The organism is Ignavibacteria bacterium (assembly GCA_016707005.1).
Lineage (GTDB): Bacteria > Bacteroidota > Ignavibacteria > Kapaibacteriales > Kapaibacteriaceae > UBA10438.
This window is the reverse complement of sequence record JADJIQ010000001.1, coordinates 701,846-716,835: the sequence shown is the minus strand read 5'-3', so window position 1 is coordinate 716,835 and position 14,990 is coordinate 701,846. Positions and strand designations below refer to the sequence as shown.

At 52.7% G+C, this 14,990-nt stretch carries 13 protein-coding genes; 3 read left to right on the top strand and 10 right to left on the bottom strand.

All coding sequences use genetic code 11. From position 1 onward, the window contains the following. Window positions 1–2,876 (bottom strand): hypothetical protein (locus IPI29_03065; protein MBK7411516.1); only part of this gene is annotated, 2,876 nt, incomplete at its 3' end. An 84-nt stretch (window positions 2,877–2,960) separates the two neighbouring features. Continuing rightward, entirely contained in the window at window positions 2,961–4,313 is a 1,353-nt protein-coding gene (locus tag IPI29_03060; protein ID MBK7411515.1) for a hypothetical protein, read from the bottom strand. A 259-nt stretch (window positions 4,314–4,572) separates the two neighbouring features. Here IPI29_03060 and IPI29_03055 point away from each other — a divergent pair, with 259 nt between their 5' ends. Together IPI29_03055 and IPI29_03050 are read left to right on the top strand one after the other, a co-directional pair. Then, a complete protein-coding gene (locus IPI29_03055) occupies window positions 4,573–5,910 on the top strand; it encodes an L-lysine 6-transaminase (GenBank protein MBK7411514.1) in 1,338 nt (445 codons plus the stop codon). Window positions 5,911–5,966: 56 nt separating this feature from the next. After that, entirely contained in the window at window positions 5,967–6,563 is a 597-nt protein-coding gene (locus IPI29_03050; protein ID MBK7411513.1) for a class I SAM-dependent methyltransferase, read from the top strand. Between the two features lie 735 nt (window positions 6,564–7,298). Here the strand turns inward: IPI29_03050 and IPI29_03045 are convergent. The 3 genes from IPI29_03045 to IPI29_03035 all read right to left on the bottom strand — a co-directional run bounded on the left by IPI29_03045 (window position 7,299) and on the right by IPI29_03035 (window position 10,329). Continuing rightward, window positions 7,299–8,414, bottom strand: coding sequence for an SUMF1/EgtB/PvdO family nonheme iron enzyme (locus IPI29_03045; GenBank protein ID MBK7411512.1), 1,116 nt, complete (start codon window positions 8,412–8,414; stop codon window positions 7,299–7,301). A 140-nt stretch (window positions 8,415–8,554) separates the two neighbouring features. Then, window positions 8,555–9,043 carry a GNAT family N-acetyltransferase gene (locus IPI29_03040; GenBank protein MBK7411511.1) on the bottom strand — a complete coding sequence of 163 codons (489 nt, stop codon included), beginning with the start codon at window positions 9,041–9,043 and terminating at the stop codon, window positions 8,555–8,557. Window positions 9,044–9,345: 302 nt separating this feature from the next. Beyond that, window positions 9,346–10,329, bottom strand: coding sequence for a bifunctional oligoribonuclease/PAP phosphatase NrnA (locus tag IPI29_03035; GenBank protein ID MBK7411510.1), 984 nt, complete (start codon window positions 10,327–10,329; stop codon window positions 9,346–9,348). 21 nt (window positions 10,330–10,350) lie between these two features. On the opposite strand from IPI29_03035, the gene IPI29_03030 reads away from it, so the two are divergent. Then, entirely contained in the window at window positions 10,351–11,073 is a 723-nt protein-coding gene (locus IPI29_03030; protein MBK7411509.1) for a PASTA domain-containing protein, read from the top strand. Window positions 11,074–11,184: 111 nt separating this feature from the next. Here IPI29_03030 and IPI29_03025 read toward each other — a convergent pair whose 3' ends face one another. The 5 genes from IPI29_03025 to IPI29_03005 form a co-directional block, all read right to left on the bottom strand. Next, a complete protein-coding gene (locus IPI29_03025) occupies window positions 11,185–12,114 on the bottom strand; it encodes a DUF2971 domain-containing protein (protein ID MBK7411508.1) in 930 nt (309 codons plus the stop codon). Between the two features lie 2 nt (window positions 12,115–12,116). Then, window positions 12,117–13,235: a hypothetical protein gene (locus tag IPI29_03020; protein MBK7411507.1), complete on the bottom strand. Its 1,119-nt coding sequence runs from the start codon at window positions 13,233–13,235 to the stop codon at window positions 12,117–12,119. 180 nt (window positions 13,236–13,415) lie between these two features. After that, entirely contained in the window at window positions 13,416–13,760 is a 345-nt protein-coding gene (locus IPI29_03015; protein MBK7411506.1) for a Rieske (2Fe-2S) protein, read from the bottom strand. Continuing rightward, window positions 13,757–14,644, bottom strand: a complete 888-nt coding sequence (locus IPI29_03010; protein MBK7411505.1) for an MBL fold metallo-hydrolase — start codon at window positions 14,642–14,644, stop codon at window positions 13,757–13,759. The genes IPI29_03015 and IPI29_03010 overlap by 4 nt, the downstream gene beginning before the upstream one ends. Continuing rightward, the gene (locus tag IPI29_03005) at window positions 14,599–14,868 is read right to left on the bottom strand and encodes a DUF4160 domain-containing protein (GenBank protein MBK7411504.1); all 270 of its coding nucleotides are present in this window, start codon (window positions 14,866–14,868) and stop codon (window positions 14,599–14,601) included. Before IPI29_03005 ends, IPI29_03010 begins: the two co-directional genes overlap by 46 nt. Window positions 14,869–14,990 lie beyond the last annotated feature (122 nt).

Below are 14,990 nucleotides of genomic sequence, written 5' to 3'. Positions count from 1 at the left end.
TGCGTAACAACGATGTTGTATTGCCACCCGGAAGCTCCGATGGCAGAGACAAATCCTGCATTGGGTTGCACCAGATATTGACCGTTTCGGCACAACGCACTGGAGTTTGAGAATGCGCCGGTGAGGCAGGAGAACGTTGCCATTACTGGATATCGACCAACGTTGGCAAGATCTTCAGGATCCCATCCCTTGATGTCGAAGATCTCTGTGCCGCCGTGACCGATGTAGTTCATCAGTCCAACACCGTCGTTAAGGTTCTGACGGATCTCTAATCCGGGATTATCCGATGTTGGTTTGCAGACAGTGATCGTGTCGATGCACAGAGTTGGTTCGGTGTAAAGGATGCCGGTATTGAATCTGTCGGAAAGTAGATCCTCATAGATCCTACACAGACCCTCGTCCTCTGTTTCACCGCCGCCCACATACAAGAAACGTCGTTGCCATGGAGCGTACGGTGTGTTATCAGAAACAATGATCTTGTCGATCATCGCAGAACACTCATCCGGTGTAAGCACAGGGAATCGACTGATGATCATCTCCGGCGTCTTTACGTCGTTCGGATCGTCAAGAAGTCCGAACCAATAATCGCTGCTTGGTCTGCCGTAGGTAGGAACCAGATCCGGTCTGCTCGACCTTGCATTGCCGCCCTTGACCACCACACGTACGTCCCACGTTGCACTTCCAAAGAGAACACAATGTGTTGGCTTTGGAAGTGGTGCCTTTGCAAAGGCATCGGCAAGGAATTCACGCACGGCATCCGGTGAGTGGCGTCCGGCATCGAACTCATCAAAAACGTCGTTCACGTTCACGATGCGGATCACACGGCTGCTCTCTTGTGACCGATGTTGCGCCCATCGTTCTGCTTGTTCGCGCAGTGTTGGGTGCGTGATCACGATCACATCGGCTTGTGGTGAAGACGCGGAGAGATTCACAAGTGATGCCGGCACGACCTTGGCACGCTCAATACCGCTGCCGGATCCGATCACGAGCACTGCATCGATGCCCGACGGAAGATCTGTCTGGATGGATCCGCTGCGTGCACGTGAAGAAGGGGCGAAAAAGGTAAGTCCGCGTACTGAAGGAGAACTGGCGTCGGCTGTTGCAGATTCTGAACCATGAAAGGCCGCGATCCACAAGGTATCCGATGCGCTGAGAGATACGCCACGAGCTTGCAGAGCATCACGAAGCGAAGTCGTCACTGTAACACCGGCACCGATCACACAACAAACTTCATCCGGTGAAACGGTTTGGATCAGGTTTGCACATTCATCTGCACTTGACGTGGAGAGTGTGCGAAGTTGATTTGAGGTAACCGATCGGGATACCACAACAAATCCACGCACGTCAGCCAGATCATACCCCTGATCGTCAAACGTAACCGTTGTTCTGTACCGACCCGTTGGCGTTAGGGAGTCGGGCCATGGAAGATCCGCCGGCGTAACACCGGCTCGGACCATTATTCCCCGTTCGGCTTCTTGCATTTCACGATACTGCCAATTCGTGGTATCGATCACGTAGGCCGCACCGGGCGGAGCATTGTAGAGCACGAGATCCGAGGCATCTGTTTTCTTGAGTTTGCCGCGAAGCCGACCGCCCACGAGTATGGGAGCGGCAAGCCCCCTAACGGAGATGGCATCGAGAAGGACTTCGCTATACCAATCCGGCGTTGTCTCCAAACCCGGAACGCCGGTGGCAAAGAGTCGCACCGACTGACGTCCGGCGGGCAACTCCGATGCACTTACGGTACTTTCCAGAGCATACCGAACAAAGCCATCACCTTCCACTCCTTGGGAAGGGGCTCCATTGACCGACACAGCGATGCCATGATCGGGGTTGTAATTCTTGGCATCTGTTGATGCAACTACATCGGTTGTAATGGTAACCGACCCTTCCCCGCTTGGTGTGAACGGGATACGATGTGTTGCAAACTGATGAGCCCTGCCGTTCAGTGCCTCCCAGTAGAACCCTTCAAAACGGGTCATGGGCGTAGCAAAGGTGGAATAGTCCTCGTTGTTATCACTTCCCGGGTGGTAGTAGCCAGTATCGAGTTCGAACCGCTCATTCACGAGCAGCGACGGTACGCGTGTGCGAGGACCGGTCCCAGATGGCATCTCCGTCATCAGAGCAAGGGTACCACCGCTACGTCGCGTAAGAAAGAAGACCGCTACGGTATCCTGCAGATCAAGCCACGTGGTATCTCCCTGCGGATGTCTGCCCATGAAGAGGATCGAATCTCCATTGGTAAACGTCCCCGAACCATCACCGTCGAGCAGCTTGAGATGCTGCTTTCTACCGCGCCAGAACAACGTGAGCTGTTCGGACGGAGTTGACGTAAGTGACGGTTCCACTGCCAAAACGTCCTCGGCAAGGATCACCGCCACGCCGTCGTACATCGTTTCAAGTCGCACATGCGGTTGTGAGGCATCGTACCAAACAGAAGGGGCAATTCCGCCCTGAGCAGATTCAGACGACTTTTTCAGGGGGCGTTTCACCAACCCCGCACTCCATTCGGCGTTCAACACCGGATATGAAGACGGTGGTTCAACGCGAGGTCCACGTACCAATGACTCCTTCCACTCCACCCGAACAGTACCCGAAGCCCCCTGCATTTTACGTGAGGTGTCCGGCTCTATCATCAGCACTGCCATCGACTTACCATCATATGAACCCGTGCGGACCACGGTACACCGTGAGCGCAGCGCAGCAGGAGTTGTCACGATCCGCAGATCGCCCGTTGTCGGCACATAGAGTGCAAAACGTTGTGTGCGGGCGCGTTCGCCCACCTGGAGCGTTACGCTATGCGCGTCTGCAGACCGCTGCTGGGCAGCCGTGGAGACCGTTAGGATCGCAAGAAGGAACGCAGTACGAAGGATCATGCGGATGGCGGGGGGGGCAGAAAAAGAAACGCCGTGATACCAAAGGTACCACGGCGTAAAGACACTGTTCGTGTATCGAGGTTACTACTGGTTTGGCAGACGTGATGGGAAGGCGTTCTGCATGGCGATGATGATCTTCTCCGCCACCTTGTCAGAAACCACGCGCTTCACATTGTCATCGCTGGAGAGGGCTTCTGCGATAGCAGCTTCAACCTTCTTCTTGATGAGTTCAGATGTTTCGCCAACGAGGGCATCAGACACCGAGTGCATGTCTTCGGCCACATCCTTCATCGTTTCCAGCTGATTCTTGTTCGCATCTTCCATCTTCTTCATGAGCTTGTCCATACGCTCTTCTTCTTCTGTGTACACAAGGCCGAAGGCCAAGAGAGCAAGAAGCGAACCTTCGAGCGAGATAGCGGCAAGGATGAGGGAAGGCTTTGTAGCCGGGATGAACTTCAGACCGCGGATACCGATGATCACGATAAGGATAGCGGCACCGAAGTAGGCAAGACCCGTTACGTTATTCGAATACTTTTCCGTGAAGTGGTGTGCCATGTAGAGGCGCAGACCATTGAGGAACTTCAGGCGGTTGCGTGACCATTGAAGACCCTTTGTTGTGTCTTCCATTTCCTTCACCACGAAGTCCGAGAAGAACTCTTGGATACGGATGTAGAGCACTTCCATGCGGAATTCAACGAGGTTCACATCATTGGTGAACACTTCTTCGTAGCGCACGAGACGTCGGCCATGAGTACGTGCCGTGTCTTCGTCTTCCTGTGCTGTACGGTCCCACACAAACTTGAACGCGCTGCGAACCTGATGTGCTTCGAGGTTGGCCAGTTCATCATCAGGCATCGTGAGCAGGTCTACGATCTCATCGGAGAAGCCCGTTTGGAGACGGATCTTCGCCTTTGTGTGATGGATCTCGCGCTCAACCTTTTGTGACATGTAGCCGATGGTACCCGGCATGAAGAACGTAATGAAGATGGCAGCAGCAAAGCCAAGGACGATGGAAAGCACCGTGAAGCCCAGGACCGGTTCGAGGATGATGGCAGATTCGCCAAGTCCACCTTCGCCGTTGGCCTTCACAACCCATTCGCCAGAGCCCTTTGAATATCCGTCGTTCTTTTCGCTTCGGAGTTCATTCCCGAAGTCGAAAATGTAGTCTGTCTTGATGAACGGCTTCAGTCCCGTTCCGCTTGGCACGGACCCTTGGAACTTATCCGTTACAACGGCATGCAGCATCGGCTGCACTTCCTTGAAGGATGCCATATCCTTCTCATCATGTGGCTTGAACAGCGTGATCACGGCGCTTTGAACAACGCGTGGGATCACGAACTGATAGATGCCAAATGAGAAGACCGCAATAAGCGCGATCAAGAGCAAGAAATGTTGCATTCCTGCTTTTGGTACCGATCCATGTCCGTTTGCTGACATCACTACTCCTATCCCATTGAGGAAAACTACTTTATGCTGCTTTGGGTCGTATGTACGACCTTGTAATATACAAATGTTCCCATTTACCTAGTTACTCAGTTACAGGGTTACGAGGTTACGGGGTTACTCGCACCTTTTCACATTCGTCCGTGTTAATGGGTAACCTCGCAACCATGTAACCACGTAACTGGGTAACCTCGTAACCTCGTAACCATGTAACCTCGTAATCTCGTATCTGAGTAACTGGTAATTTGCGTCCATGAAAGCCCCCTACACCCCTCGATTTGCTGTTTCGCCGAACGACGTCTTCCCCACCCTGCGTGAGCACATGCTTGTGGACGGGTTCGACCATGTGATCGACCTCGACCGGTCGCACGGGACGTGGATGGTGGAGGCGCGCACGGGCAAGGAGTATCTGGACTTCTTTACGTGTATTGCCTCGATGCCGATCGGGATGAATCACCCCAAGATGACCGATCCGGCATTTGTGGAGTATCTGGGCAAGGCAGCGCTCAATAAGCCTTCCAACTCCGACATCTATACGGCAGAGCAGGCCACGTTTGTTAAGACCTTCTTCGAACTGGCCATCCCGAAGCACTTCCGCTATGCCTTCTTTATTGATGGCGGGACGTTGGCCGTGGAGAATGCCTTGAAGACCGCAATGGACTGGAAGGTCAGGAAGAACTTTGCCAAGGGGTATAAGGAGGAGAAGGGTCACCAGATCATGCACTTCGAACTGGCCTTCCACGGCAGGTCGGGCTACTGCATGTCGCTCACCAACACCGACCCTACAAAGACCGCCCTGTGGCCACATTTCCAGTGGCCCCGCATTGCCCCGCCATTCATGACCTTCCCTGCCAACGACGAGGTGTTGGATCTGGTGAAGAAGAACGAGGAGCTGGCAATCCGCGAGATCAAGCGTGCCTTTGCTGAGAATCTTGACGACATCGCAACCATCATCATCGAGCCAATTCAGGGTGAAGGGGGCGATAACCACTTCCGTCCGGAATTCATGCAGGCGCTCCGCACCATCTGCGACGAGAACGAGGCCCTGTTGATCTTTGACGAAGTCCAGACCGGCGTAGGCATCACCGGCAACTGGTGGGCTCATGAAGGTATTGGTGTAGAGCCCGACATCATGACGTTTGGCAAGAAGATGCAGGTATGTGGCATTCTTGTCGGGCCGCGCATCGACGACGTTCCCGACAACGTCTTCCACACATCGAGTCGGATCAATTCCACATGGGGCGGCTCCCTTGTCGACATGGTTCGCGCAACCAAGTACCTCGAGATCATCGCCGAAGAAAACCTCGTCCAAAACGCTGCAACCGTTGGCACATACCTTCGCGAAAAGCTTCGGACCCTTGCTTCAAACGTTGGCGAACACCGCATCACAAATATCCGCGGCGCCGGCCTCTTCAGTGCCTTCGATCTTCCGACCAAGGAAGAGCGCAACAGCTTCCTCAAGAATGCCTTCGACAATGGCCTCCTCCTCGTTGGCAGTGGCTCCCGTTCCGTGCGGTTCCGTCCGCCCCTTAACCTCAGCACAACAGAAGTTGATCTTGGTATGGGGCTTATTGAAAAGTCAATGATCTGATGTCGGAATCCCAGACCATCAAGCCAGACGACTACTACAGTGGCGTCCGCCACGAGATGCTTGCGTTCTTGCCTGACGGAATAACGCGGGTTCTTGAGATCGGATGTGGCGAAGGAAACTTTGGCGCAGTGGTAAAGAGGGACCGTGGGATCGAGGTATGGGGAATTGAATACCACCCCGAGAAAGCTCACGTTGCTGCGCAGAACCTCGATACCGTGCTGTCAGGCGATGTGGCCGTGCTCCTCAACGAGCTTCCTGACGCCTACTTTGACGCCATCGTCTGCAACGACGTTCTCGAACATTTGATCGATCCGTATTCCGTGCTTGATCGGCTCAAACACAAACTCACAGAACGTGGCGTTGTAGTTAGCTCCTTGCCAAACATCCGATACCATCGAAACTTCTTCGATCTGATCTTTGGTCGAAACTGGACCTATACCACCCAAGGCGTGATGGATTTCACCCACTTCCGATTCTTTACCATCAACAGTATCCGTTCGATGTATGAATCAAGTGGTTATGAGATCCTCCAGCACGTTGGAATCAACCCAACGTCCTCCCTCCGTCCATGGCCACTGATCATTCTCTCCCTCGGCCACTTCTCCGACATTCGCTACCTCCAGTTTGCAACGGTAGCTCGAGTGAAGCGGTGACCGTACGTCACACTGAGCAAAGTCGAAGTGCGAGGTCACACTGAGCGAAGTCCAAGTGCGCCGTCACACTGAGCGAAGTCGAAGTGTGAGGTCACACTGAGCGAAGTAACCGCCGTCACACTGAGCGAATTCGAAGTGCGAGGGCTTCCTTAGCTCACCCCCCGGCCCCCTCTCGCACGCTACGCTCGAGAGGGGGTGCCGGTTCGTGTCATTCATTACAATCTCTCTCCTCCACAGCACACTTCGCTTGCAGAGACGAGGTCCCTCGCTGCGCTCGGGATGACGCCATCACCGTACGCCATATTGAGCAAAATAACCGCCGTCACACTGAGCGAAGTCGAAGTGTGACGGCTTCCTTAGCTCACCCCCCGACCCCCTCTCGCACGCTACGCTCGAGAGGGGGTGCCGGTTCGTGCGAATTGTGATTGCAATTTCCAATCATCGTTAGGCGGTCAAAGAGGTAGGCTTATGATATGCAGCTTTCTCCAAGAGACATGGCACTTGGAATCGAATCATACGTCAAGTGGAGAACTTCATCCTAGACGACATTGAGACCACATTTGGCGACACTGGCAAAAATCAACTTGGATTGCTAGCACCGAGAATCCAAGCAGGTCTTGATCGGCTTGACTGCACTGTTACATCGTTCAATACTGCTGCCATCTGAACAAGGTTTAGAGAATACCACGTAATCATCTCTTCACACTTCTTACCCGACCTCCTCCCCGAATATTCTCATCTGTTTCGTACTAGTCTCATCCCAAGGCCATTTGTGCCGCTCAATCTTGTTGCGTCCGCACCGAATCGAACGGAAACAAGACAATCACTTGATGTACCGGAGTAGTTACCACCGCGTGCGTCCATATCGGTGATCGTGCATCCATCCCATGGATCGAGTTTCGGTGTGTCTGAATATGGCAGGGGTGTTTCGAAGCAGATTTCGCTCACGTTGCCTAGCACGTCATACAACCCCCATGGATTAGGAGTCTTGAGTCCAACATCATGGCTTTGAATATCACCAGCGGCATCCATGGAGTTACTCCTGTACCATGCTATCCCATCCATTAGCGCATTTGGATCTTTGGCATCACAAATTCCCACATATGTGTTATCGCTGGTGCCCGCTCTTGCACAGTACTCCCACTCTGCACTAGTAGGTAGTCGATAACCGTTTGCCTCCCTGTCCCATGTGATAGTAGGACCTGTTACAGTGTATGCTTTCGTAAGGCCTTCAAGTTCAGACAGTCTGTTACAATAGGCAACGTGGTCAAAGATGGTCATGTTTGCGACTGGCTTATTGGGGCCTTTGTTAATGGTTGGGTTCGTGCCCATCACACTTTCGTACTGCTTCTGCGTGACTTCATACTTACTAACCCAAAACGCTTTTGTTAGCGTTACTTGGTGAGAAGGTTTGGCAAAGGAACCACCACCACGTTGACCTTCTTGAAGTCCCATCATAAACGTCCCGGGCTCAACAGCCACCATCTCCGGAACTTCATACGTTGGTATTGTCTTGGCAACGAAGTCACTGATCGTTGTGTCGGCTCCGTTGACGGCGACGGTTTGCGTTGCCGGTGTAAACGTCATACTGGCCTTGGTAGGCGTTACCACATACGAGCCGTTGTCAAGATCAGTGATCGCATACGCGCCGGTTGCATCGGTTGTCACCGACTTTGATGGCACAGCAACTGTAACACCACTTACGTTCTCCGTTGTAGTGGCCTTGACCTTACCCTTGATCGCGAACTTGTTTGTTGGATCAGGTGGAGGCGTGGTACTTGAGCATGCGCCAAGAGCAATGCCCAAGAAAAGAACTACGAGAGCACTTGAGTAGGAGAGGATGTTCTTCATGTTTTAGTTCCCCTAGATGGTGTTTGATCGAGGTTTTTATTCTAATTGTATCACGAACATCAAGTTCGTCATAATCGTCATAATCGTCATAATCGTCATAATCGTCATAATCGTCATAATCGTCATAACCGTCATAATCGTCATAGCGTCATTTTCTTTCTCACCACCACCGTATTCGTGCGTCCGCTTCTGGTAGTTGTGTGTGCTGTTCGTTGTTCAACAAATCCGTGTCGCTCCCAGAAGCGTTGGGCCTTGGGATTCTGAACGAGTGGAGCTACCCACAGTGCGGTTGCCTGTTCGGCATTGGCCATGCTGAAAACCTCCTGTAAGAGTTGTGTGCCGAGTCCGGCGCTACGATACTTTGGATCGATCATCAGAAGTCCGATCCACCATTCACCTGCTGACGGATAGTTGCGTAAGAGATCACATATGGCAACGAGGAGCCCCGTATCATCATGGAAGCCAAGGACGATCTTATCCTCATGCGCTGTGCCGGGAGGAACATTCTGAAGTAGGTTTACGGCCGCATCATCGGCTGTTGACTCCCCTTCTTCTAACTCGTGGTAGTCAGTGCAGCGAAGAAAGAGGTTTTGAAGGGGCTCTACGTCGTGGAGCTGTAGGTGTATCATTGATGCAAATATGACATTACGACCAATGACTAATGACAGATGACCAATGACCGATGACTGATAACACGAACCGGCACCCCCTCTCGAGCGCAGCGTGCGAGAGGGGGACGGGGGGTGAGCTTAGGAAGGCAATCATCAATACTAATTACTAATGACTAATAACTGACGACGCTGCACTTCGACTTCGCTCAGTGTGACTCCACGTCATTAGTCATTTGTCATTTGTCATTTGTCATTTGTCATTAGTCATTAGTCATTAGTCATTAGTCATTTGTCATTAGTCATTTGTCATTAGTCATTAGTCATTTGTCATTAGTCATTGCTGTAATTGCTTTCTCTATCACTTCTCCCACCACCTCATCAAACGCACGACCTTTCACGCGGGCACCTGCGGCATAGACATGGCCTCCGCCGCCGTAGAGGGCTGCGAGGTCGCGGACGTAGGTATCGCCTTTTGAGCGGAAGGAGATCTTTGTTTCGTCGTCGATTTCAACGAAGAGGATGCCCATGGTTACACCGTCGAGAGCGAGGGTTTGGGATACAAAGCCCTCTACGTCCTCACGGGTGCAGGCGTTGGCAAGCATGTCGCGTTTGCGCACAACCATTGTGCATAGACGACCGCCGGCGTGGACGCCCATGGTGCTGAGGGCGAGTCCGAGGAGTCGGGTGCGGCCTACAGAGCCGCGGTTCATTACTTCGTCGTAGGAGCGGACAGGGTCAGCCCCCTCATCGATGAGTGTGGCGACTGTCTTATGGACGTCTGACGTGGTGCGCGGGAAACGGAAGGAGCCGGTGTCGGTCATGATGCCGGTGTAAAGGCACATGGCCATTGCGGGAGTGTAGCTGCCGATAACATCGGCGATCTGTGCGATCATGACGGCTGTAGAACACGCATCGGTGTCGATCCAGGCCACGCCGGCAAAGTCTTCGGGATAGGTGTGATGGTCGATGTTGACGATGGTGGCCGTGGATGCAACGATCGCTGCTCCGAGGTCGCCGAGTCGTGAGATCGCATTGAGATCGAGGACGAAGATGGTATCAGCGTCATCCAGGATCTTCCGCGAACTCTCATCATACACCACCATGGCCCCTGACCCTTCCATCCATAGGAGATTTGAGGGGGCTGCATTGGGCAACATCACCGTTGCGCTGCATCCAAGCGTACGTAACAGGTGCCAGAGACCAAGCGCAGAACCGATGGCATCTCCGTCGGGGTTCATGTGCGTGGTGATCACGGCCGTGCGCGTGGATCGGATGGCGTGGAGGATGTTTTCGGGTGCTAGCATGATGCAAGTTATCTTCGCACTATGAACTGGACATGGAAAAAGATCGGCGTGATCGCAGGTGCAGGGCTTGTTGCCGTGTTCCTGCTCGGCGTGATGGTAGACCAGCTGCTGTTGCCGTGGATCGTATCGATGACCGATACTATTTCCGTTCCGGGAGTTGTCGGGAAGAGTGTTTCCACGGCATCACAAGAGCTGGCCAATGCCGGACTGGTGGTGATGGAGCCGCGCGAGCAATACAGCGCGTCGATAGCCAAGGGGACGGTGATGTCGCAACTCCCCTATGCCAATGCAACTGTCAAAGAAGGACGTCGCATCTACCTCACCATCAGCAAGGGCATCGAGACGATCCGTGTTCCGTCGCTCTACGGTCTCACCGTGCGCGACGCGCGACTCTCGCTCATGCGCATCGGACTGCAACTGGGTGATGTTACGTATGAGACAAGCGACGCTATCGCCGTTGACCGCATTGCCGCCCAAGGTGTGCCGGCCGGCGCCGAGATCCCGTCCGACGGAATCATCAGTGTTGTTGTGTCAAGGGGCTCCACCGGTGTCCGCATCCCATCCCTTGTAGGCCTCTCTCTCGAAGAAGCCCAAGGCATCCTCCTCGATGCCGGACTCATCGTTGGCACACTCTCGTATAAAGAATCCAGCGCCTTTGATTCAGGCGTGGTGCTCGCCCATGACCCACCGGCCGATTCGTCTGTTGCGGTGGGAACGCCGGTGCAGATAACAGTCGCCCGTTAGTGAAATGACGTAGTGACATAATGACGTATCATCACACTGAGTGAAGTCGAATTGAAGATAAAGTGTCACACTCGACATGACTGATGTGAGGCCATCACAACGGCCGATCCTCTACCTATAGGGGACCTTCGAAGTGGAGACCACGGCTTCAATTCCATTGTCGCAAAGGAACTCCCTGACCATGGTTTCTGTGGCACGCCCCTTGTGTTTAGGACCAAGAAGTACCGATGCGATTATAGGCTTTAGATCAGACCCCAAAGAAAGCACCAGGCGACGATGAACAGAGGTCTGACTATTGACGTACTCGAGGCGAATGCCACTGTCAGATTCAACACGCAGCGGTCGAACACTCTGGTTCACGTGAAGGCGTATCTCCTTCTCCGACTTGTATGCCCTATGTTTCTTCGATACCAATCGCCTTGCCAGATTCGAATAGGGTTCATGGAGCGGCGTGTCAGGATTTGTCTCTTCCATGGACATGTACATATTCAGGATCGCGTCTAGATCCTTGCTTAGTTCATTGCATAGCTCCGTCTTATCATACCTCATGTTTACCCACGCTACATTGTCAGTAAGGCCGGAATGCTCTTGAAGTGCCTTCTTCAATTTATCCTTATCTATCGCTATCATCACTCCATTCGCGTCGTCGCCGTAAGGGCGCCATAAGTCCAACTTGTCACGCTGGCGGGAACAAGAGAAGACAAAAGCTTTGTTCGGATTTGATGGCACATTCATATCATAGCCAGCAATAACCTCTTGGGGCAATCCCTCGAGCCACTTGACAAAAGTCCTATCGTCAAGGGACCCGTATCGATGCGTGTTAGAACTTACCTCATCAATGAGCATTTGGAGATAAATAGTCGGGACGTCCTTCTTTTGTTTGATCTTATCAGCAACCAAGTCTCGAAGATATCGCAATCCCAAATGAAGCTCAGTCGGATCATTGAGCATACGTACATCACTCAGATACAATTCTCTTTTGGTGACGATGCCAAACAGCGCCGGAATCGTGGTGTAGTGGAATACTATTCCTTCAGTCATTATCACCTCGTCACATCATGTGTAACTAATGTCGCGCGCACGTCGCTATCAGTGACCTCAATGTAAAACTTCAAACCAGAAGAGTGTTTATCGACTTCTCTTCCTAGGAGATCATAGTATTTCCCTTTACCAAGCGGTCTTTCGCTCTTGATGAATGTAGAAACGCCTAGCACTGCGTCACGTCTTATAAGCGTGCCCTTGTTGCCAACTGCCCATGGCTGTCCCAACGGCGAGTGCGATGACCCCATCATCCACCAGCCTGTTGGCTGTTCTTCCTGAATCCAAGTAACGCCACCGTCCGATGTACGAACAACTCTCCCGCTATCAATCCAGGAGTCACCATAGACTCCGCCGCCGACGGCGTAACCATTGGCTTCGTCAACGAAGCTTACTGAGGTAAGCATAACACCCGTAGTGCTCCATTGACCGCTCCACGTAAGGCCACCATTAAGTGTCTTTCGAATCACGCCGAGTCTACCCACTGTCCATCCGATCTCCTTGCTCACAAACTCAACTCCGCGCATCTCCTCTACTGATCCGATTTCGACTGTATCCCAGGATTCACCTCCATCGGTAGTATGCAACACATTTGAACCAACCACCCACCCATTAAGACTATCTGTGAAATGCAAACCGAAGTAGGTTTCCCAGTCATTTTTAGCAGAATGGATATTTCTCCACGTTCTTCCCCCATCATTTGTCTTGAGAACTACTCCGCGACCTCCACATGCCCATCCGTGATCAGGGTCGAAAAAGTCAACGGCTCTTAAGTCATCAATCGTACCGCTAGGAACTACATGCCAGCGGACTCCGACTGTGCCCGGCACCCAGGCACGCCTTAGAATGACACCATGATCACCAACAATCCAGCCATTGAGGGTATCAGTGAAGTCGATAGATCTGAGGTGGCGTTTCTCTGCGAGTGTCTCGGCAGTCCAATCGAGTCCACGATTTGTTGATCGTAGAACCAGTCCATCTGCGCCTACGATCCAGCCGTCATTCTCGGAGGTAAACCTAACAGATGCAAGATTTGTCTGTACACCTGTGTTGACAATCGACCATTGTCCTTCTGAAGTGACAACAAGAAATGCACTTGTTATAATGAGAACGATACATTTCATTACAACCTCATTAGACGATGAAGAAAGCAATCTCAAAGTGGTCACTGGGTAACTGGTGAATCCGCTAAGGCAATTCTAAAATTGGGACAATCTTAACACCTAATCACTATAATTCGACTTCACTTCGACTCCGCTCAGCGTGACGATACGCACTTCGACTTCGCTCAGTGTGACGAGGCGTCATTTCATGAGTAACCACACCCACCCCGCGTCTTCGCGCACCTCATAGGTCTTTAGTCCGCCGCCGCCGGAGGTGTTTGCGCCGGTGCAGATGTCAAAGCGCCATGCGTGCATGGGACAGGTAACGGTGCCGTCTTCGACGTAGCCGTCGTAGATGAGGGCGATGCGTTTGTGTGGACAGATGTTGGTGACGCAGCGTACTGTGCCGTTCACGCGGAAGAGGGCGAGGTCGTGCTCGATATCGAGTTCAACGCGGAAGCCGTGACGTTCTGTTACGTCGATGGACCGACAGAGTCGTGACCATTCCTTGTCGTCGATGATCTTCGTCACACGGTCGTACATCATGCTGTAAGCACGATAGGTTCAGACAACATCGGCCCCTTATCACCCATTACCACACGTGCGGCGTCGCGGAGTGCATCATGTTCAAAAACAACGATCCACTCTTCATCGATGATGCGCGGAAGGAGTTTCTTCTTCTCCGCAATGGTGGTGAGCGGATGATTATCGTAGCCCATCACATAGGGCACGGGGACATGGGCACCTGTGGGCATGAGATCGGCGGGATAGAAGAGCGTGGTCTGTCCGTCGCTGACGGTGATACCTTGCATGGCCTGGGTGTGACCGAAGAGTGGTTCCACACCGACGTTCGGCAGGACCTGACCCGGACCATCGAGCAGCTCTACCATGTTGCGATCGAACAGCGGCTGATACATTTCCGGCATAAAGGACGCTCTGTCCTTTTCCGTCGGGTTGAGAGCCCACGCATAATGATCGCGCTGAACGTAGTGTTTTGCATTTGCAAACCGTGGAGTTCCATCGGCAAGCACGGCGCCCCCTACATGATCGAAATGCAGGTGTGTGAGGATCACGTCGGTAACGTCGGAAGCTGCAACGCCATGTGCGGTGAGAGAGGCATCGAGCGTGTGATCGGCAAAGGTGATGCCGTAGATGTCTTGGAGTTTCGGCGACATAAAGGGGCTGTTCCCCGTGTCAACCAAGATCGTTCTGTCGGCTGAACGAAGAAGTAGAACCTTGGCCGCCATCGGAATGCGGTTCTTTGCATCTGCCGGAGCATAGGCACGCTCCCACAGCGTCTTTGGAACGACGCCGAACATCGCACCTCCGTCAAGTCCGAAGCGACATGTTTCCAATAGTGTTACGGTATATGGTCCAATGGTGATCATTGCAGCGGTGATAATGGTACTGGTGTTTGATGTTTGCGACACAGATCCCAGTTCGTCATGAGCTCTTCCTCATGGAGGATGATCCACGCCCGAACAAGGGCAAGTTTCTTTGGTGGAAGTGATCCGGCAATGATCTCCGCATTGAGGATGGAGATCGAAGCAGTATGCTCGGCCGCCCGCACATGTACATGAGGCAGATAGTGTCGTGATCCCTCGTCGTAGACCATCATAATGATGATCCCGTAGAACATCGATATGATCGGCATGGTGTCTCCTTGTATTGGAGACATCGTGCGTTCTACGACTGGAAACGTGACGTGTTGTGTTGCTTCACGTGGGAGGGCGATTGCCTGCACCAACTCGCGCAGTGCATCAGGCGACATATCAA

Coding starts and splice junctions, on each gene's coding strand:
- IPI29_03035 (MBK7411510.1), bottom strand. CDS start 10,329: ATGCTAGCACCCGAAAACATCCTCCACGCCATCCGATCCACGCGCACG.
- IPI29_03040 (MBK7411511.1), bottom strand. CDS start 9,043: ATGATACACCTACAGCTCCACGACGTAGAGCCCCTTCAAAACCTCTTT.
- IPI29_03045 (MBK7411512.1), bottom strand. CDS start 8,414: ATGAAGAACATCCTCTCCTACTCAAGTGCTCTCGTAGTTCTTTTCTTG.
- IPI29_03060 (MBK7411515.1), bottom strand. CDS start 4,313: ATGTCAGCAAACGGACATGGATCGGTACCAAAAGCAGGAATGCAACAT.
- IPI29_03050 (MBK7411513.1), top strand. CDS start 5,967: ATGCTTGCGTTCTTGCCTGACGGAATAACGCGGGTTCTTGAGATCGGA.
- IPI29_03055 (MBK7411514.1), top strand. CDS start 4,573: ATGAAAGCCCCCTACACCCCTCGATTTGCTGTTTCGCCGAACGACGTC.
- IPI29_03030 (MBK7411509.1), top strand. CDS start 10,351: ATGAACTGGACATGGAAAAAGATCGGCGTGATCGCAGGTGCAGGGCTT.
- IPI29_03015 (MBK7411506.1), bottom strand. CDS start 13,760: ATGATGTACGACCGTGTGACGAAGATCATCGACGACAAGGAATGGTCA.
- IPI29_03025 (MBK7411508.1), bottom strand. CDS start 12,114: ATGACTGAAGGAATAGTATTCCACTACACCACGATTCCGGCGCTGTTT.
- IPI29_03020 (MBK7411507.1), bottom strand. CDS start 13,235: ATGAAATGTATCGTTCTCATTATAACAAGTGCATTTCTTGTTGTCACT.
- IPI29_03005 (MBK7411504.1), bottom strand. CDS start 14,868: ATGCCGATCATATCGATGTTCTACGGGATCATCATTATGATGGTCTAC.